Annotated in this window: 14 protein-coding genes and 1 pseudogene; 11 read left to right on the plus strand and 4 right to left on the minus strand. The window is 72.9% G+C overall.

Annotation, left to right across the window (positions count from 1 at the left end; all coding sequences use genetic code 11):
* Window positions 1–380: 380 nt before the first annotated feature.
* A complete protein-coding gene (locus ACFWTE_RS12625) occupies window positions 381–2,585 on the minus strand; it encodes a protein kinase (protein WP_378779476.1) in 2,205 nt (734 codons plus the stop codon).
* A gap of 900 nt (window positions 2,586–3,485) precedes the next feature.
* Here ACFWTE_RS12625 and ACFWTE_RS12630 point away from each other — a divergent pair.
* Window positions 3,486–4,727 (plus strand): sulfotransferase family protein, encoded by a 1,242-nt coding sequence (locus ACFWTE_RS12630; protein WP_378779477.1) that lies wholly within the window; start codon window positions 3,486–3,488, stop codon window positions 4,725–4,727.
* Window positions 4,728–4,969: 242 nt separating this feature from the next.
* On the opposite strand, the gene ACFWTE_RS12635 is transcribed toward ACFWTE_RS12630, so the two are convergent.
* Window positions 4,970–5,791, minus strand: coding sequence for a DUF4184 family protein (locus ACFWTE_RS12635; protein ID WP_378779478.1), 822 nt, complete (start codon window positions 5,789–5,791; stop codon window positions 4,970–4,972).
* 229 nt (window positions 5,792–6,020) lie between these two features.
* A complete protein-coding gene (locus tag ACFWTE_RS12640; protein ID WP_378779479.1) occupies window positions 6,021–6,854 on the minus strand; it encodes a transporter substrate-binding domain-containing protein in 834 nt (277 codons plus the stop codon).
* 510 nt (window positions 6,855–7,364) lie between these two features.
* On the opposite strand from ACFWTE_RS12640, the pseudogene ACFWTE_RS12645 reads away from it, so the two are divergent.
* The 9 genes and pseudogenes from ACFWTE_RS12645 to ACFWTE_RS12685 all read left to right on the plus strand — a co-directional run.
* Window positions 7,365–7,673, plus strand: a pseudogene (locus tag ACFWTE_RS12645) (alpha/beta hydrolase family protein); the annotation flags it as partial.
* Window positions 7,674–7,846: 173 nt separating this feature from the next.
* On the plus strand, window positions 7,847–9,772 hold the full coding sequence (locus ACFWTE_RS12650) for a methylmalonyl-CoA mutase family protein (protein ID WP_378779480.1): 1,926 nt from the start codon (window positions 7,847–7,849) through the stop codon (window positions 9,770–9,772).
* A complete protein-coding gene (gene scpA / locus ACFWTE_RS12655; protein WP_378779481.1) occupies window positions 9,769–12,003 on the plus strand; it encodes a methylmalonyl-CoA mutase in 2,235 nt (744 codons plus the stop codon). The genes ACFWTE_RS12650 and scpA overlap by 4 nt, the downstream gene beginning before the upstream one ends.
* Before the next feature lie 131 nt (window positions 12,004–12,134).
* The gene (gene meaB / locus ACFWTE_RS12660; RefSeq protein ID WP_378779482.1) at window positions 12,135–13,178 is read left to right on the plus strand and encodes a methylmalonyl Co-A mutase-associated GTPase MeaB; all 1,044 of its coding nucleotides are present in this window, start codon (window positions 12,135–12,137) and stop codon (window positions 13,176–13,178) included.
* 349 nt (window positions 13,179–13,527) lie between these two features.
* Window positions 13,528–13,899: an STAS domain-containing protein gene (locus tag ACFWTE_RS12665; protein ID WP_378779483.1), complete on the plus strand. Its 372-nt coding sequence runs from the start codon at window positions 13,528–13,530 to the stop codon at window positions 13,897–13,899.
* 11 nt (window positions 13,900–13,910) lie between these two features.
* A complete protein-coding gene (locus ACFWTE_RS12670; protein ID WP_378779484.1) occupies window positions 13,911–14,690 on the plus strand; it encodes a class I SAM-dependent methyltransferase in 780 nt (259 codons plus the stop codon).
* A 29-nt stretch (window positions 14,691–14,719) separates the two neighbouring features.
* A complete protein-coding gene (locus ACFWTE_RS12675) occupies window positions 14,720–15,118 on the plus strand; it encodes a MerR family transcriptional regulator (protein WP_378779485.1) in 399 nt (132 codons plus the stop codon).
* Entirely contained in the window at window positions 15,115–15,447 is a 333-nt protein-coding gene (locus ACFWTE_RS12680; RefSeq protein WP_378779487.1) for a thioredoxin family protein, read from the plus strand. The genes ACFWTE_RS12675 and ACFWTE_RS12680 overlap by 4 nt, the downstream gene beginning before the upstream one ends.
* Before the next feature lie 312 nt (window positions 15,448–15,759).
* Window positions 15,760–18,210, plus strand: coding sequence for a PEP/pyruvate-binding domain-containing protein (locus ACFWTE_RS12685; protein WP_378779488.1), 2,451 nt, complete (start codon window positions 15,760–15,762; stop codon window positions 18,208–18,210).
* A 219-nt stretch (window positions 18,211–18,429) separates the two neighbouring features.
* On the opposite strand, the gene ACFWTE_RS12690 is transcribed toward ACFWTE_RS12685, so the two are convergent.
* On the minus strand, window positions 18,430–19,197 hold the full coding sequence (locus ACFWTE_RS12690) for a MerR family transcriptional regulator (RefSeq protein ID WP_378779490.1): 768 nt from the start codon (window positions 19,195–19,197) through the stop codon (window positions 18,430–18,432).
* 63 nt (window positions 19,198–19,260) lie between these two features.
* Between ACFWTE_RS12690 and ACFWTE_RS12695 the strand changes: the two genes are divergently transcribed.
* Window positions 19,261–19,737 (plus strand): DUF6194 family protein, encoded by a 477-nt coding sequence (locus tag ACFWTE_RS12695; RefSeq protein ID WP_378779491.1) that lies wholly within the window; start codon window positions 19,261–19,263, stop codon window positions 19,735–19,737.
* Window positions 19,738–19,766 lie beyond the last annotated feature (29 nt).

Genomic DNA, 19,766 nt, shown 5'->3' on the forward strand with positions numbered 1-19,766 from the left:
CGGTCCTCGCCGACTCGCCGTTCCGTGTCACGGACGCCAGGATTCCGCGCCGGAAGCAGGAGCGGAATGCCTCTGTTTCTGCGGCCGACAGGCGAGGAAGGGGAGCGGCGACTCCGTTGAATATGAACGGATAAGTTTCCGTCTCACCTATGGACAATGGTGTCGACGCTCCGTGTCCGGTCGTCGCGGTCCGTCCGCCGCCGCGTCCAGTCCCCCCGGGGACCGCATCCGTCCGCCGACAGGCCGTTCGGAGGAGCCGCTGTCCCGGGTCCCCGGCTCCGCGCGCGCCACGATCAGGGCGGCACGCGGCCGGGGCCGGGGAGCGTGAGGGGGCGGCCCGCTCTCACGGAGCGGTCCGCCCCGTGGGCGGAACCCGAGGGTCAGCCGCCCGCCGCGCCCCGGGCCGTGCAGACCTCCTCGGAGGGCGCCATCACGTCCGTCGACTGCACGGCCACGACCCGGAAGCAGTACTCGACCTCGGGGTTGAGACCGCTGACGTCGACGGTGGAGGCCCCTGCCGAGACGTTCGCCATCGACGTGGTGCGGGCGCCGACCGGCCCGCCGACCACGAAGTGCGGTGTGGCGCCGCCGGTGTTGTCCGTCCAGGACAGCGAGACACCGACGAGGTCGTCGGAGACCTCCACCCCCGTCGGGGCGATGTCCGTGGCCGCCCCTGCCGAAGGAGCGTCCCCGCCCGCGCCCGCCGTACCCCCGGGAACCTCCGGAGCGCCCTCCCCGCTCTCGGCCGGGTCCGACGCCTCCGCGGAGGGGGCGCCGGAGCCCCGGCCGGTGATCAGGAGCGCGCCGACGGCCACGACCGTGACGAGGACGAGGCCGATCAGGACGGGTATGAGCACCGCGGTCCGGTTGCGCTCCGCCGCAGCGGGCGGGGCCCATGACGAGGCGTGCGCGTGTGCGTGCCGCTGGTCGGTCCAGGCGGAGCCGACGTCACCGGTCCGAGGCGAAGCCCGGGGAGCGCTCCGGGGACTCTGTGCCTCAGGTCCGCTCCACGTCTGGGACGGGACCGAGGGGTGGTTGGTCAGAGGCGGTGCGCCCCGATCGACCGCCTCGAACGAGAAGGGTGAAGGCGTCGCCCTCTCCGCCGACGGTGGACGGCTCGTCGGGGACGTGGGCCCCGTGTTCGAGGGGGTTCCGGGGCGGTCGGAAACCGGTGGCGAGGGGGTGAGGGACGAGGACTCTGACGTGGAGGACGCGAGCGGGGCCGGGAGTCCGGCCGAGGGCGCCCCGGAACCATCGAAGCGCCCGCCGGTCGGGGCGGCCGCGGCGGCGGGCTCGCCCGTCCCGGGCAACTCGGCCGTCGCGTCCGTAGTGTCCGTCCCGGGCGGGCTGTCCGCCGGGACCGGGTCCTTCGCCTCGGAGGGATCGTCGGCCGGCACCGGTTCGCCGGATTCGGCCCGGTCGTCGTCGACCTCGTACCAGGCGTTGTCCTCATCGTCGTCGTCGTACCAGGCGCCGTCGGTGTACCCGTCATCGTCCGGTCCGTCGCGGGTGTCCCCGTCGAGTTCGGTGGTCTCCCCGACGGATGCCTCCGGTACGGGCTCTTCGGTGGGGGTCTCGGGCTCCGGCTCGGGCCCTTGCGCCTCGTTTCCTTCCGAGGCCGAGCCCGCTCCGGTGTCCGCCTCCACGGAGGCCGGAGCAGCCAGGGCGGGCACGGACCCGACGGATGCCTCCGGCTCGGGCTCGGCGTCCTCGGATCCCACCGCTGCGGCGGCCCGGTCCCGGCCCGCGTCGGGGGTGTCCTGCGCGACCGCCCCCGACTCCAGCGCCTCGCCGAAGTCCGCGGCGGTCGGTGTCCGCAGCCCGGGATCCGCGGCCAATGCCTGGAGGAGGACGTCGCGCAGCCAGTCCGGGACGTCCTCGCGGTGCATCTCCGGCGGCGTACCCGACAGCACACGGGAGCGGTACTCCGCCAGATCGACCTGCCCGTTGTCCGGATCAGCGAACGGGGCGTGCCCGGCCAGGAGGGTCCAGAGGGTCGAGGCCAGCCGGTAGACGTCCGAGGCGGGGGTGGGGCGGGAACCACCGACCTCCTCGGGAGGAGCGTGGTCCAGGGTCGCCCGCGTGTAGTACACGGGCGGGAACGGGTGGCCCAAGGGCAGGGCCGAGCCGAAGTCGGTCAGGGTCGGCCCCGGGTCCCCGCGGAGGATGTTGCCCGGGGACACCGCGTGGTGGAGCAGACCGAGCTCGTGCATGCCCTCCAGGGCCCGCGCCACGGTCCTGCCGACGGTGAGCACCTCGTCCACCATGAGCGGTTCGCCCTCGGCCAGGGCACGGGCGTAGTCGCCCCCGCCCCGGTACTCCGTGACGGCGAACGCACGGCCTGCTCCGGTGACGCCGGAGGACAGGAGCGGCTGGATACCGGTCACGGGGGTGAGCCGGTCCCAGAGCCCCGCCTCGTCGGGTCCGGCCGTGCCGGGGGCCCGCCCGAGCAGCTTGACCACCACCGGAGCACGGTCGGACTCGCGTTCGGCACGGTAGAGGAGTGCGCTCCTGCCGCAGTAGAGCGTTGTCAGGTTACGCATGCCCGGGAACGGCGACGGTTCGCGGCGGCTGGTCCTTCTCATGGCGTCCCTCCTGGTGGAGCCCGTGCCCTCCGGTCGCCGCCCGGTGCCTCGGCTCTTGGGCATCCGGCTCGGGGGCTCTCGCGGGTCAGGGGACGCTTGCCCCGGGTCTGCGGCCGTCGGTCCGGCCGGACAACACCAGGTGGTTCGGCCGTCGGGGCACCGGGCAGCGGCGAAACGGTCACCTCTGACGCGATCTTCCCGCACTCGGCGGAACCAGGGGGTTTCTCCAGTCCCGACGCGATCGCACCGGGCCGAGGACGGAGACGATTCCTGAGTCGCCTCGGGAGCGTAGCGCATACGGGGGACGGCTGAGAAGGGACCGAGGTCCGGGCCCTCCGCACGCGGGCCGAACGCCGGGAACGAGGCGGGCCGCGACCGGGACGAGACGCCCGACCTCAGCCGTTTCGGCGGCGTCTCACGGCTTTGTGGGACTCACCCATCCGGCGGCCGGTCACCCGGGGCTCAGCCGCGGGCGTCGGGTTCTGGGGCACCTTCCCCTGGAGTCTGCTTCGCAGGCGCCCGGTGGTCTTGTCCGGGTCGCTCGTGCTGGAGTCGTTGCCCGAGGATCCCGGTGTCGGGTTCTGGGGATGTGGCTGCGGTTTGAAAGGGTTCGGCATGTCGTGGTTCCTCCGTGTTCTTGGCGTTGTGGAGGGGGATCCGAGGCCGACAGTGCCTCGATTTGAGCGGGATGCTAACACGCCCACCGGTCCCATGGGGGCGCGGTAGGTCCGACGGCGTGCCGACTGCCTCCGCCGCCCCGACGGCGGTGCCGCGGCCACGGCGGCTTCCGGGGAGCCACCCGCCGTCCCGCCCGGGTGGGTCTGTCGCGGGCGGCCTCGGCTGTGGTCGAATCATGGGGATCCATTGCCCATGGCCGAGAAAACCAGCGGAAGGCCGCCTGTGAACGTACACCACGCGTGGTGGGTGAACCCGGTGAACGCCCTGATGGATCCGTTCGAGAGACGGTTCGGGGCGGCGGCGGAGGAGGTCTTCGACGACGCACTGCGGGCGGCCTCCTTCCGCAGCGGGCTCCCCTGGCCCTCCGACGAACCCTTCCTCTCCGGCATACGGGTGCTCAGTGACGCCTGGCAGGCGGTGCCCGGCGTGACCCCGCTCGGCCGGATCGGCCTCCGGAGCGAGATCCGGCGGCGACTGGAGACGCGTCTGCGCATGCTCCACCTGCTCGACGCCAACCCGGAGGTCGAGGAGGAGCCCGTCGACCGGCCGGTGTTCATCACCGGCCTGCCCCGGACGGGCACGACGTTCGGGCACGGACTCCTCGCCCAACACGTCCGGGGCCGTGCCCCGATGCTGTGGGAGATGCTGAGCCCGGTCCCCGACACGGGCAGGCCCGAGGAGCGCACGGTGAGCAGGCGCGAGCGCCTCGGTTCGGCGCGGACGCAGATGCGGGGCATGAACGCCATGGGGCCGGGGTTCCAGGCGATCCACCCCATGCACCCGCTCGAACCGGAGGAGTGCGTGTTCCTCCTGCCGCACGGGGTGTTCTTCCACGTCCGTGCCGCCGTCCCCGGCTACCGCGCCTGGGTCGAGCAGCGTGACGCCACCCCCGACTACGTCTACCTCAAGCAGCAGCTCCAGGCGTTGCAGTGGAAGCGGCCCGCACGGCGCTGGGTGCTCAAGTCGCCGCTGCACCTGCCCAACCTGGACGCCTTGCTGGCGGTCTTCCCCGACGCGGTGATCGTCATGACCGACCGCGATCCGGCGCGGGCGATGGCGTCGTGGGGGAGTCTGACCGAGGCGGGGATGCGCCTGCACAACCGCGAGGTGGATCCGCACTGGATCGGCCGCGAGTGGCTGGAGATCTGGTCGGGCGCCGCCGAGCGGGCCCGCCGCGTGCGCCGCGAGCACGGCCCCGAACGCTTCCTCGACCTGCCCTACGAGGAGCTGACGTCCGACCCGGTCAAGGCGGCCGAACGCGTCTGGCACCACCTCGGCGAGGAGTTCGACCCCGCCACCCGCGCCCACACGCTCGCCTACACGCGGCGGGACCGGAGGAAGGACCCCGGCGGCCACAGGTACAGCCTCGACCGCTACGGGCTCACCGCCGAGGAGGTGTACGCGGCGTTCGGCCCGGACCTGACCGGGGCGGCGGCCGCCCGCGCCGAGGGGGACGGGGCCTGACCGGACCCCTGTTCGGCGGCCGGGGACCGGGCCGGACGGCGCGAACGGGCGCCGGTCCCGGCCGTGGGCGGAGAGCGGCTCGCCCGCACGGGTCCGGGCGACGACGTCGGCGGCGAAGGGAAGCGTGTTCGCAGGGAGGCCGTCGAGATCCTCCCAGGTCGGGCGGAGACGCAGGTACGGCTCCTGGTCGACCGGCGTGCCCCCGGAGACGGGACGGCCCCGTGTGAGGGGTCATCCCCGTGTCAGGGGCCCTTCGCCCGAGCTCCGGGTACGAGTCGTCCCCACCACGCGGCCGTCCACACGGTGAGACCGAGCGCGGTGCCCGTGACCGCGCCGACGAGCAGGCAGCGCACAAGGTCGTAGCCGCTCACGGTGGCTCGCTCGGACAGGCCGTTCAGCACGGCGCCCGCCACCGCGCACACGGCGACGGCGGCCAGTGCGGTGGCGCGCACGCCCGGAGCCGGTACTCCGCGAAGGGTGTCCGTGCCGTTCGGGTCTGGGTTCCGAAACCCGGAGGAGGCAGATTCCCGCGTCGGACGAGGGGGGTTCGTTCCCGGGCGTCCGCGCGAACGCCGCACCCACCACGCCAGCGCGGCCAGGCCGAGTGCCGAACTCGCGTACATGAGCACGTTGTAGAGCAGGTGGGGCCCCACGACCTGTGTGCTCAGCAGCGGCCAGGCCCGGACCAGGGCGCCTCCGGTCTGGGTGAAGGAGTCCCACGCCAGGTGAGTGACCGAGCCCGCCGCGAGTGCCACGACGGTGAGCACCGCCGCGCGCACCGGCCGCCGTCCCGAACCGGGTTCACCGGGGCACGGCTCGTACACCCGACCGGCCAGGGCGTGCACCGGGTCCCGGATCGCGTACACGTACACCGTCAGCACGATGCCGCCGAGAAGCACGTCCAGCCACAGCCCGGCGGGACCGTGCGTGGTCGCCGAAGCCACGGGCAGCGGAAGGTAGTACGGCAGGTCGGGTGCGACCGATCCGACCACCAGGGCGGACAGTGGGAGCCGCGTGCGTGCGAGGGGCAGCACCGCTGCGGCGTGGCTCAGGGTGAAGGGCACGGCGGCAGGCTACCGGCCTCCGCACAGACCCCTGGTCCGTGCCCGGGTACCGGTACGTGTACATCGAACCCCCGTCGAGGACGTACACCTCGTGAGGCTCCGCCCGAAGCGGGTGAGGCCCGACCTGCTGTTCCTTCCCGCGTACGGCTGGTCCCGGCTTCGACATCGATGGCCCCGGGTCACTTCGTCGAGTACGGACCGCGCCGACCCGCGCTGGCGGCGGCCCCGGTCAGAGTTCCACGTCCTCGCCGAACCACGGCTCGACGATCCCGTCCCAGGTGCCGTCGTTGAGGGCGATGTTCAGCCACTGGTCGACGTAGTGCTTCAGGGCCTCGTCGCCGAGGGGCAGCATGAAGGCCTTCTCGAAGTAGTCGAAGGGCTCGTCGGGGTGGACCGCGCACAGCTCCTCGTACTCGTTGGCGACCCAGAGCGTCTCCGATGCGTCGGTGGTCATGACGTCGGCGTTGCCCGCGATGATCTCGTCGAAGACGGTGTTGTTGTCGTGGCGGATGAGCTCCCCCTCGGGGTAGTGCTCCTCGGCGAAGATCTCGTTGGTCCCCCCGCTGGGCATGATCGAACGCACGCCCGGCTGGTTGATCTGCTCGATCGTCCGGTAGTCGTCGACGTTCTCGCACAGGGTGATGGGCGTCTTGCCGTCCTCCATGAGAGCCGAGGAGAAGTAGACCTGCTCGGAACGTGCCGTGCTGATCGAGATGCCGCCCGCCGCGATGTCGCAGTCGGCGAGGAAGTCCTCCATCAGGTCGTCCCAGCTGGTCCGGACCCACGCGATCTCCACCCCCATGTCGTCGGCGAGGTCGCGCGCCATGTCGACGTCGATCCCGGTGAACTCCTCGGTTCCGGGGTCGAGGTAGGTGAAGGGCCGGTAGTCGCCCGTGGTGCACACGCGCAGCGTGCCGCTGTCGAGGATCTCATCGAGCCTGCTGTCGGCGAGGGCGTCCCCCTCGGGGGAGCCGTCGGCCCCGTCGGAGGGTTCCGCGTCCGTGCAGCCCGTGGCGAGTGCCAGGGCGGAGAGGGCGACGAGGGCGGTGGCACGGGTCTTCACTGGGTCTTCTCCACGGGGCTCTCGGCGTTCTGTCCCGCCGCCGGACGTCGTCCCGGCGCGGGAACCGGTGTGACGCGCGTCATGGTACCGACGGCGTTCTCCTCCCGTTCGGCCGCCCGCCGCCTCGCGGGCGGGGGTCCCGTCCGAAGGCCTCCCCGCGGGTCCGACCTGCTCGCCGACCCCTGCCGCGCGGCAGAGTGACCTGCATCATGTTCCCGGCGGCTTGGGTGTGCCGTGACGGCAGGGCTTCTCCTGGTGCGCAGGCCATCCGGTACCACCGGACACGAACGGGAGGGACGACATGGCACTGCCCGACCTGATCTCCGTCGAGGACCTCTTCGGCCCGCCGGAGCACTCCGGGGCGTCGATTTCGCCGGACGGCACCCGGCTCGCCTTCCTGGCGCCGTGGAGGAACCGGCTCAACGTCTGGATCCAGGACCTGGACCCCGGCCCCGGTACCGGCGGCGAGCTCCGGTGCGTGACCGCCGACCGGACCCGCAGCGTGTTGAGCACCGCTACGTCGGCGACCCCGACATCCCCGAGCAGAGGGCCGACATGCTGGCCCGCTCGCCGATCAGCCGCGTGGACGACATCACCAGCCCGCTGATGGTCGTGCAGGGCGCCAACGACGCCCGCGTCGTGCGGGCCGAGTCCGACCAGATCGTCGACGCGCTCCGCACACGCGGTGTGGACGTCCAGTACCTCGTCTTCGACGACGAGGGACACGGCTTCACGAACCCCGAGAACAGGACCACCTTCCACCGCGCGGCCGAGCGGTTCCTCGCCCGACACCTCGGCGGGCGCGAGCACCACGGCTGACCGTGACCGGGCAGACGGCACCCGGGGGCGCCGTCGGCCCGTGGCGGGCAGGGCTCGGACCAGCGAGCCCGTCCGCGCGTCGCCTGACCCCGTACTGCGCCGACGCGCGGACACGCCCGCCCCGAGCCACCCCGGGCACCCATAACCGAACGCGATTCCCTACCATCCGGTATATGGACGTCCCTGAGAGCGGGGCCGCCGGAACCGGCGCCCCGAACCTGGCCGAAGGGTTTCCCGAGGCCACCCCACAAAGGTGGCGGGAACTCGTCGCGGGGGTGCTGCGCAAGAGCGGTGTCCCCGAGGAGAAGCTCGCCGACGCACCCGAGTCGGCGCTGGCCACACACACCTACGACGGGTTCGACATCGAACCCCTCTACACCGCGGAGCCCCCGGCGGCGGACCCGGGCTTCCCGGGCCTGCCCCCGTTCATCCGCGGCTACCGGCCGGGCGGGGGCGTCACCGAGGGGTGGGACATCCGCGCCCGCCACACCGACGCCGACCCGGCCGTCCTGCGCCGCCGCATGCACGCCGACCTCATGAACGGTGTGGGTTCGCTGTGGATCGCCGTCGGCGGCGCGGGCCTGCCCCCCTCCGCGCTCGGTGAGGCCCTCACCGACGTCTACCTCGACCTGGCCCCCGTGGTCCTGGACCCCGGTGCCGACCACGCCGGCGCCGCCACCGCGCTGCTCGCCGCCCACGCGGACGCGGGGGTTCCCGACGGCCGGGTCGTCTCCCACCTCGGCATCGACCCGCTCTCCGTCGCCGCGCGTGCGGGCGGGCGGCCCGACGTCATGGACCCGGCCCGGTTCGCCGCCGAACTCGCCGAGAACCGGCCCGGCCTGGGCCTGTTCGTCGCGGACGGCACCCTCGTCCACAACGCGGGCGGCTCGGAGGCCCAGGAGCTGGGCTTCGCGATCGCGGCCGGGACCGCCTACCTGCGGGCCCTGCACGCCGCCGGCCTGGACGTCGCCGGAGCGGCGTCCCGCATCGGGTTCCGTCTGGCGGCGAACGCCGACCAGTTCAGCGTGATCGCCAAACTGCGGGCGGTCCGCGGCATGTGGAACCAGGTGCTCGCCGCCAGCGGGGTGCCCGCCGACCAGCGCACCATGAACCTGCACGCCGCCACCTCGGAGGCGATGACGACCCGCCGCGACGCGCACGTGAACATGCTGCGCACCACCGTCGCGTGCTTCGCGGCGGGCGTCGGCGGCGCCGACGCGGTCACGGTCGCCCCGTTCGACTCGGCGGTGGGCCTGCCCGACGACTTCGCGCGCCGTATCGCCCGCAACACCCAGTCCCTCCTGATCGAGGAGGCGCACCTGGCGCGGGTCGTCGACCCGGCCGGCGGCTCGTTCTACGTGGAGGCCCTGACCCGGGACCTCTACCGGACGGGCTGGGAGTTCTTCCAGGAACTGGAGGCGGCGGGTGGTGCGGCCGAGGCCGTGGGGGACGGGCTGCTGCGCGAGCGCGTCGACCAGGTGTGGGAGCGCCGCCGACGCGACCTGGCCCACCGGGTGTCCCCGCTGACCGGAGTCAGCGAGTACCCCGCACTGGCCGAGAGGCGACTGGTCCGCGAGGCCGACCCGGCCGCGGTGACCGGGACCTGGTTCCCGGTGCGCCGGTACGCCGGGGACTTCGAGGACCTGCGGGACCGCAGTGACGCCCAGGAGGACGCGACGGGGTCGCGTCCGACTGCGTTCCTCGCCACGCTCGGGCCGGTCGCGGGGCACACCGCGCGCGCGTCGTTCGCCGCCAACCTCCTCGCCGCCGGCGGTGTGGCGGTGGCGGAGCCGGGACCGCTGGCCGACGCCCGCGCCGCGGCCGAGGCGTTCGCGGCCTCCGGGTGCGGGGTCGCGGTGATCTGTTCTTCGGACAAGGTCTACGCCGAGCACGCCGAGGCCGCCGCGCGGGCGCTGAAGGAGGCCGGGGCCCGCCGGGTGCTGCTCGCGGGTGCGCCGCGCGACTCCTACCGCGAGGCCGGGGTGGACGCCTTCGCCCACCGGGGCTGCGACGCGGTCGCCCTGCTGACCGACCTGGTCGACGTCCTGGCCACCGAACCGGCGGCTCCATCCGCGAATGCCCAGGGGGCGCACGCATGATCCCCGACTTCTCCGCCGTCGCCCCGCAGCTGTCCGGGGTCGTCACCGAGACTCCCACCAGTGCCGCGGACTGGCGGGCGGCCGTCGAGGCCGCCACGGGCAAGGCCGCGGACGCACTGGAGTGGGAGACCCCCGAGGGCATCGCCGTCAAACCCCTCTACACGCCGGCCGACCGCGCGGGCCTGGACTTCGTGGACGGCCTCCCGGGCATACCGCCGTACCTGCGCGGCCCCTACCCGACCATGTACGTCAACCAGCCCTGGACCATCCGCCAGTACGCGGGGTTCTCCACCGCGCAGGAATCCAACGCCTTCTACCGGCGCAACCTCGCCGCCGGACAGAAGGGGCTCTCCGTCGCCTTCGACCTGGCCACCCACCGCGGCTACGACTCCGACCACCCGCGGGTGGCGGGCGACGTCGGCATGGCCGGGGTGGCCATCGACTCCATCTACGACATGCGCCAGCTGTTCGACGGCATCCCGCTGGACCGGATGAGCGTGTCCATGACCATGAACGGGGCGGTCCTGCCCGTCCTGGCGCTGTACATCGTCGCCGCCGAGGAACAGGGTGTCCCCCCGGAGAAGCTGTCCGGGACCATCCAGAACGACATCCTCAAGGAGTTCATGGTCCGCAACACCTACATCTACCCGCCGCAGCCGTCGATGCGGATCATCTCCGACATCTTCGCGTTCACCTCGCAGAGGATGCCGCGCTTCAACTCCATCTCCATCTCCGGCTACCACATGCAGGAGGCCGGGGCCACGGCCGACCTGGAGCTGGCGTACACCCTGGCGGACGGCGTCGAATACATCCGCGCGGGTCGAAAGTCCGGGCTGGAGGTCGACGCGTTCGCGCCGCGCCTGTCGTTCTTCTGGGCGATCGGCATGAACTTCTTCATGGAGGTCGCCAAGCTCCGCGCCGCACGGCTGCTGTGGGCGCGCCTGGTCAAGGACCTCGGCGCGACCAGGGACAAGTCGTTGAGCCTGCGCACCCACTCCCAGACCTCGGGCTGGTCCCTCACCGCCCAGGACGTGTTCAACAACGTGGCCCGCACCTGCGTGGAGGCCATGGCCGCCACGCAGGGGCACACCCAGTCGCTGCACACCAACGCCCTGGACGAGGCCCTGGCCCTGCCCACGGACTTCTCCGCGCGTATCGCCCGCAACACCCAGCTGCTCCTCCAACAGGAGTCCGGGACGACGCGGGTCGTGGATCCGTGGGGCGGCAGCTACTACGTCGAACGCCTCACCCAGGAGCTGGCCGCGAAGGCGTGGGAGCACATCCGGGAGGTCGAGGGGGCGGGCGGCATGGCCGCCGCGATCGACGCGGGGCTGCCCAAGATGCGTATCGAGGAGGCCGCCGCCCGCACCCAGGCGCGCATCGACTCCGGACGCCAGCCGGTGATCGGCGTCAACAAGTACCGTCCCGACTCGGCCGACGAGATCGACGTCCTCAAGGTCGACAACTCCAGTGTGCGGACCCAGCAGCTGGACAAGCTGCGCCGTCTGCGCGAGGAGCGGGACGAGGGTGAGGTGCGCCGCGCGCTCGCCGCCCTCACGGAGGCCGCGGGGCGCGAGTCGAAGGCGGACGAGGGCCTGACGAACAACCTCCTCGCCGCGGCCGTGGACGCGGCCCGGGCCAAGGCCACCGTCGGCGAGATCTCCGACGCCATGGAGAAGGTCTTCGACCGCCACTCCGGGCAGATCCGTACGATTCAGGGTGTGTACAGGAACGAGGCGGCGGGCAGCGCCGACGCGGCCGGGCTCATGGAACGCGTCAGCCGGCGCGTGGACGACTTCACGGAGGCGGAGGGCCGCCGCCCCCGCATCCTGGTCGCCAAGATGGGGCAGGACGGCCACGACCGGGGCCAGAAGGTCATCGCGACCGCGTTCGCCGACCTGGGTTTCGACGTCGACGTCGGCCCGTTGTTCCAGACCCCGGCCGAGGTCGCCGTCCAGGCCGTGGAGGCCGACGTGCACGTGGTCGGGGTGTCCTCTCTGGCGGCCGGGCACCTCACCCTGGTGCCCGCCCTCCGCGAGGAGTTGGCCGGGCTGGACCGCGGGGACATCATGATCGTGGTCGGCGGGGTCGTGCCCCCGCAGGACTTCGACGCCCTGCGGGCGGCGGGGGCCGCGGCGATCTTCCCGCCGGGGACGGTCATCGCGGAGGCCGCCGTCGACCTGCTCGACCAGTTGGAGGAGCGGCTGGGCGTTCACGGGGAAGGGCTGTAGCGGGCCGCCGGCCGCCCGGCCGGGACCGGTGGGGGCGCGCCGGGGACACGTAGCGGACGCGGCCCGGGCCGACCGGTGAAACGGCCGGGCCGCACGGCGACACGGGCCGAGGCAGCAGAAGGGGAGCAGGCGTGGGCGACGAGGGTTCCGTACCGAGGACGCGGGCCGGCGGGAGGCGTCCGGTCGACGTGGGCGCCCTCTCCGAGGGGGTCCTGTCCGGGCACCGCCCGACGCTGGCACGGGCGATCACGCTGGTGGAGTCCCGTCGGCCGGACCACGCCGAGGCCGCCCAGGAACTCCTCGTCCGCCTGCTCCCGCACACGGGGAAGGCCCACCGCGTGGGGATCACGGGGGTGCCGGGCGTCGGCAAGTCCACGTTCGTCGACACGCTGGGCACCCGGCTGACCGGGGCCGGGCACCGTGTCGCCGTCCTGGCCGTGGACCCCTCGTCCACGCGGACCGGCGGGAGCATCCTGGGCGACAAGACCCGGATGGCCCGCCTGGCGGTCGACCCGGCCGCCTTCATCCGGCCCTCGCCCACCGCCGGGACCCTGGGCGGAGTCGCGCGGGCCACCCGGGAGACCATGCTGCTGATGGAGGCGGCCGGGTTCGACGTGGTGCTGGTCGAGACGGTGGGCGTCGGCCAGTCCGAGGTGACCGTGGCCGCCATGGTGGACTGCTTCCTGTTCCTCACCCTGGCCCGCACGGGGGACCAGCTCCAGGGCATCAAGAAGGGCGTGCTCGAACTGGTCGACGTGGTCGCGGTCAACAAGGCCGACGGTCCCCACGCCGACGACGCGCGCAAGGCGGCCCGCGAGCTGTCGCGGGCGCTGCGGCTGCTCCAGCCGGTGCACCCGGAGTGGCGTCCGCCGGTGCTCACGTGCAGCGGGCTCACCGGCGACGGGTTGGACGAGGTGTGGGGCGCGGTCCTGCGGCACCGCGGGGTGATGGAGGCCGACGGCGCCTTCGCCGAGCGCCGCCGGAGCCAGGGCGTCAGCTGGATGTGGGACCAGGTCCGGGACATGCTGATGGACTCGTTCCTGCGCGATCCGGGAGTGAGTTCCCTCATCCCGCGGATGGAGGAGGGGGTGCGCTCGGGGGAGACGACGGCGACCCTCGCAGCACGGACCCTGCTGGAGTCCTTCACACAGGGTGACCCTCCCGAGGAGGGGTGAACCCACCGTGACTGAACCCGGGGCCGGAGCGCCGAGCCCTGTTGCGAGGGGTTCACAGCGGGTTCCATGTCGTGAAATGACCCAGAGTAAACGGGTCATAACGGCAGTTCAGGGGGAGGTTCGTGCCCACGAGGCGAAAATTTCTTGCCCTATGCCATTCCCGAACGGGCGGTTCGCTTATACCGTGTGTGTCCAACGACTTACCGGACTCGCGGACGCGTAGGCGTCATCCCTTCGGTGGTCCGGTTCCGTGGGAGTGGTCCGGGCCAGGTGGGCGCGGCCCGCCTGTCTGCGTATGGTTAAGCGAGGGACCCCTCACCATCTCAATGTGGGGCCGGGAGGAGTGAACGTGCACAGGCTTGGGCTGAGCACGCGGGTAGAGAGCCGCAGCGTCATCGTCGCGATCGAGGGGGAACTCGACATCGCGACCGCCGCCGACCTCCAGGAACACGTCCAGTCCGCCGTCAAGGACCACGGTCCCTGGCTGATCCTGGACCTGTCCGGTCTGGACTTCATGGATTCGAGCGGTCTGAACGTCATCATCAACGCCTACCGAACCGTCCGTGAACTCGGCGGATCGCTGGCGCTGGCCGCCCTCAACGAACGCGTCACCAAGGTCGTCCGCCTGGTCGGCCTGCACCGCCAGGTCCCGGTCCACCAGACCGTGGCCACCGCCGTCGCGGCCATGGAGGCGCTGGAGGCCAAGCGGCAGGCCGGGTAGCCTCCGGTCGCATGAGCCGATCCCTCCCCGGCAGCCTCCTCGACGTGTCGTGGGACCACAACAGCCACTACCACGGCCACCTGCTGCGCCAGGCGCTCCCGTACGGTCCGGCCGTCGACCGCCGGGCCCTTGCGGGGCCGCCACGCGGGGGACCGGCGGACGCGCGCCCCCCGCGCCCCCGTGCTCTCGACGTCGGGTGCGGTGGCGGCAGGTTCGCCCGCCTCCTCGCGACCCGGGGCTTCATCGTCGACGCCATCGATCCGGAGAACCGGATGATCGAGACGGCGCGGGCCCTGACTCCGCCCCGGCTGCCGGTCGACTACAGGGTGGCCTCCCTGGAGGAGGCCGAGCTGGATCCGGAGGGGTACGGGTTCGTCAGCGCGGTCTCCAGCATCCACCACATGCCGTTCGGGCCGTCCCTCGAACGGATGGCGTCCGCCCTCGCACCCGGCGGGACCCTGGCCGTCCTCGGCCACTACAGGGAGCGCGGCTGGGCCGACGCGGCCGTGGCCCTGGCCGCCCTCGGCCCGCAGTGGACGATCGGGGCGGGACTGCGCGTGGCGCGCGCCCTCACCAAAACCCCCGATCTGCACAGGTCCGGCCCCACGGCGGACATGCCCGTGCGCGAGCCCGACATGGGCCTGGACGAGATCGCCGAGGCCGTCCGCGCACATCTGCCCGGCGCACGGCTGCGCAGGCTGCTGTTCTGGCGCTACTCCCTGGTCTACACCCGTCCGGCCCGGTCCCGGACCGGCGCCGACCGCAGGAGGGCCGGCACTCCCTTGCCTTGACGCGGACGTCAAGGTCTAGCGTGGCGTCCATGCGCATCGGAGAGCTGGCGGAGCGGGCCGGGGTCAGCACGAGGACCCTGCGGTACTACGAGTCCCGCGGGCTGCTCCCCACCCGCCGCGCGGTCAACGGATACCGCGTCTACAACGACGACGACCTGCGGCTGGTGGAGCAGATCCGAACGCTCCAGGACTTCGGTTTCGGACTGGAGGAGACCCGGCCGTTCGTGGAGTGCCTGCGGGAGGGAAACCCCACGGGGGACTCCTGCCCCGCCTCGCTCGACGTCTACCGGGACAAACTGGTCGAGCTCGACGCGCTGATCGGACGGCTGGGAGCGGTACGCGCCCAGGTGAGCGCGCAGTTGGCCCGGGCCGAGGCGGACCCGCCCGCCGCTCCCGAGCCGCTGTGCCAGATGAGGGGGTACCCATGAACGGTACGGCCGGACCGGACGAGGTCACGGATGCGACCTTCGACGAGGAGGTGCTGGGGGCGGATCGGCCGGTCCTGGTGGAGTTCACCTCCGACCACTGCCCGCCTTGCAAGCAGATGGTGCCCGTGCTGGACGCGGTCGCCGCCGAGACGGACGGACGGATGAGGGTCGTCCAGCTGGACGTCGGCGCCAACCCCGGGACCACGCGTGCCTACCAGGTGATGGGGACGCCCACGATGCTCGTCTTCCGGGACGGCGTACGGGTGAAGTCGATGGTCGGGGCCCGCTCCAGGCGCCGCCTCCTCCAAGAGCTGGAGGACGTGCTGTGAGACCGGGGCCGCCCGTTCCGCACGGAGCGGTCGGCCCCGGCCCCCCGGCCGGACCTGCGGGTCCTCCGCGTCCTGGCCCCGGGGACACGTCCTGTCCGCGCCCCGGCCGGCCTCCCGTCCGTCGCCGTGCCGACGGAGCCTTCCCCGCCCCCGCCCTCCCCCCGTCCCCGCCCTCTGCCTCCTGCCTTCCGTCAGGGCGGTCCGGCAGTCCTTCCGGCAGCGCGGCAACCCGAATCTCCCCTGTGGACAACCCGGTGGGCCCCGCCCCGGCGGGGAAGTATGGAGGAGGACGGGAAGACGGAGGTGACCGCCGTGCTGGTGATTCCACTCGATCGGATCGACACGGACTCGGCCGCGCTGGTCGGTGGCAAGGCCGCCGGGCTCGGCGAGGCGATCAGGGCCGGGGAGCGAGTTCCCCCGGGCTTTTGCGTGACCACCGGGGCGCACCGCTCCGGGACGGTCCCCGAGGACGAGGTGGCCGCCGCGTACACGGCACTCGGCGGCGGACCCGTCGCCGTGCGGTCGAGCTCCACCGCCGAGGACCTGCCCGACGCCTCCTTCGCCGGCCAGCAGGAGACCTACCTCGACGTCGAAGGGATCGACGACCTGGTCGCCGCCGTCAGGCGGTGCTGGGACTCCCTGTGGACGGACCGCGCCGTCGCCTACCGGCGGGACCGGGACATCGACGACGCCTCCGTGTCCATGGCCGTCGTCGTCCAGCGCATGGTCCACCCCCGTGCGGCCGGGGTGCTGTTCACCGCCAACCCCGTCACCGGGACCCGTGGGGAGACCGTCGTGGACGCCGTGCGGGGGCTCGGCACCGCGGTCGTCGACGGCACCGCCCGCCCCGACCACTACGTGGTCCACCCCGGCGGGAGCACCGACGGGCCCGACGACGGCTGCCTCTCCTCCGAGGAGGTGGGCGCGCTCCTCGCGGCGGGAGCCCGGCTCCAGTCACACTTCGGCGCCCCGCAGGACGTCGAGTGGGCCATCGACCACGACGGTGCCCTCTGGATCCTCCAGTCCCGCCCGATCACCACCCTGTTCCCGCTCCCGCCCCCGTCCCCCGGCCCCCGCGCCTACTTCGAGGCCGGGCACATGCAGGGCATGCTGCGGCCGTTCACCCCCATGGGGTTCGCCGGGCTACGGGCCGCCGCCTCCGCGTGGTTCCGCGACGTGGGAGGGGAGAGGGGCGGCGCGTGGGACCGGATGATGGTCGACGTGGGCGGGCGGTTCTACCTCGACCTCACACCCCTCCTGCGCAACCGCGTGCTCCGCGGCTCCCTGCCGGGGGCGATGAGCCTCTACGGGCCCCGGGCGGCCGCGTCGATCCGCGCGCTTCTCGCAGACCCCCGCTTCGCACCCCGGCGGGGCGGCCGCGTCGACCCGCGCGCCGTGGCCAAGGTCGTGGCCGGGGTCCTGCCCCTCACCCGCGACTTCGTGGCGGAGACGGTGACAGCGCTGGCCTTCCCCGACGACGCCCGACGTCGGGCCTTCCGGGCCGGTCCGGAGATCCGGCGGCAGATCGCCGAGTCCTCCCGGGGCATCGAGACGGCCGGGGAGCGGCTGGCGTACGCCGAGGAGGTCCAGACCCCGGTGATGACGGGCAGCATGACCCCCATGCTGGGAGCCCTGTACGTCGGCATCCTCTCCGCCAGGGCCCCCGCACTCCTGCTTCGGGGCGTGGCGAGCCCGGGGGAGGTCGCCACGGTCCTCGGGGGCATGCCGCACAACGTCACCACGGAGATGGACCTGGCGCTGTGGCACCTCGCGGAGGAGGCCCGGCCGCACCGCGACCTGCTCCAGGAGACGCCGCCGGGCCGACTGGCCGAGCTGTACCGCGCCGGGGAGCTACCCGAGTTCGGTCTCGGAGGCTTCCTCGAACGCTACGGGCACCGGGGCGCGGCCGAGATCGACGTCGGCGTGCCGCGCTGGGCGGAGGACCCCGCGCCGCTCTTCGGCGCCATCGCCAACTACCTGCGGGTGGACGACCCCGACCAGGCGCCCGACCGCCGCTTCGCCCGCGCGGCGGCGGAGGCCGAACGCATGCGGGACGAGCTGGTACGGCGGGCGACGGAGTCCAGACCGGTGCGGGCGCGGTTGGCGTCGTTCTTCTTCGGTCGGGCGCGCGCCCTGTCCGGCCTGCGCGAGTACCCCAAGTTCGCGTGGCTGTTCGCGATCGCCGAGATGCGCCGCCAGCTCCTCCTGGTCGGGGAGGCGCTGGCGGCCGAGGGGCGGTTGGACGCCGCCGACGACATCATGTTCCTCGACCTGGGTGAGGCCCGGGCCGCGGTGGACGGCGCGGATCAGCGTCCGCTGGTCGCCGAGCGCCGGGCGGTCCACGCGAGGGAGCGCCGACGCCGCAGGGTGCCCCAGGTGCTGCTGTCGGACGGGACGGACGTGGAGACGACCCTGCCCGTACCACCCGCCGGCGAGGCCGGGTCCGGTGGGCTGGTCGGGGTGGCCGCGTCCGCGGGGACCGCGACGGGTGTGGCGAGGGTGGTCCACGACCCGGACGGGGCCTCACTGGGACCCGGGGAGATCCTGGTCGCGCAGACCACCGACCCGGGGTGGACACCGCTGTTCATGACCGCCGGAGGGGTGGTCGTGGAGACCGGTTCGACGGTGGCGCACGGGCCGACCGTCGCCCGTGAGTACGGGATCCCCTGCGTGATCTGCGTGCCCGGCGCCACCGAGCTGATCCGCGACGGCCAGACCATCACGATCGACGGGGGCGCGGGCACGATCCGGCTTGAGGACTGAGGACTGAGGACTGAGGACTGAGGACTGAGGACTGAGGACTGAGGACTGAGGGCTGAGGGTCGCGAGCGGCGGCGGCCATCTCTCACCGGCGCGGGGCCGTACGCATCGCGGCCGAGCACGGCTGGGCCCGAACGACGTCGCCGCTCCGGCAACCCGGGAGGAGCTCGCCCGGGGTTTCGCCCATACGCACTCCGAGGCCGGTGACACGCGAGGTCCGGCTCACGCGGGTGTGTCCTCCGGGGCCCCGGGCACCGGGGTTCCGGCAGCCAAGGTCCCCGTCGGTGCAAGCAGCGTGCTCAGGGCGACGGCGCTGTCGAGGAGAGCTCTCGACCGGGCATCGATGCTCACGTCCCGCGCGGCCAGCGCGCTCGTCACCTCCTCCCACCGGCGGGTGCGCCGCAGCTCGGGCATCAGGGCCCGGAGTGTGGCGACCCGGTAGCCGGACAGGCGCAACTGGTGGACGATCCTCGCGTCCCGGACATCGTCGGGGAGGTACCGTCGCGGGCCCCGCGGAGAGGACCGAGGGGGCGTCACGAGGCCCTCGTCCTCCCAGTGCCGCAGTGTCGAGGGCCGCACCCCGAGCGCGCCGGCGAGTTCGGAGATGCCCATGGCATCCGAGGGGCGCACATCGCCGATCAGTTCGCCGGAGATCAACCCGGCGGCCTTCCTGGCCAGCGCGAGTTCCCGCCGCTCGGTGTGGAGCCGCGCGTGGGCCGCGTCGAGCAGCGCGAGCGGGTCCGCGCCGGAGCGTGTGTGTACCGCCCGCATGATCCTCTTGGCCTCGACCGGTCCCGTGCCGCTCGCGAGAGCCCGGTAGGCCAGAGCGGAACCCAGATGCGACGCGTCGTAGGCCCGGTAGCCCGTTCCGGTGCGCGGCACCGGAGGCAGCACGCCGTCCCGTTCGAGGTTGCGCACCTGCTGGACGGAGTACCCGGTGCGGCGCGCCACATCTATGGTCCGCAGAACAGGTGACTTGCGACTTCTCACCGGTCTGTCCCGGGGTTTTCGGCCCAAAGCCTCCACAAGCACATGAAGGAAATACTAGAAGGCATGACCATCGAAGAGATCATGGGGTTCGTCGGCGACCTCGACGGGGTTCTGACCCTCCGACCCGGCCCCGGGGACGGCTCACCCGAGATCAGCTGGGGTGACACGTTCTTCTACTACGCCCCTGACGGCAGGGTCCCGCAGACGACCCAGCCGTTCGCGACGATCGTGACGAAGGACTATCCGGAGGACGCGTCGTCACGCCTGGACCGCCCCGACACCTTCCGCCTGAACCTCTCCGTCGGCAGGGACGCGTTCACCGGTTGGACGGGTCGACAGCCGCGCGAGGCGGCCACGGACGGGGCGGACCCGAGCGAGAGCGACGCCCTGGTCGCGCACCCCGTCTACGGAACACTGGGCTGGCTGGCCGTGGTCAACCCGGGACCGCGAACGGAGGCGGCGGTCCGTGAGCTGCTGGGCACGGCCCACCACCTGGCCCGCTCGCGCCACGAGCGGCGTGCCGGGTCGGATTCACCCTGACCGGCCGTCTCCGGTTGCGGGGTCGGCGG

Source organism: Nocardiopsis sp. NPDC058631 (assembly GCF_042716955.1).
In the GTDB taxonomy this organism is placed as follows: domain Bacteria; phylum Actinomycetota; class Actinomycetes; order Streptosporangiales; family Streptosporangiaceae; genus Nocardiopsis.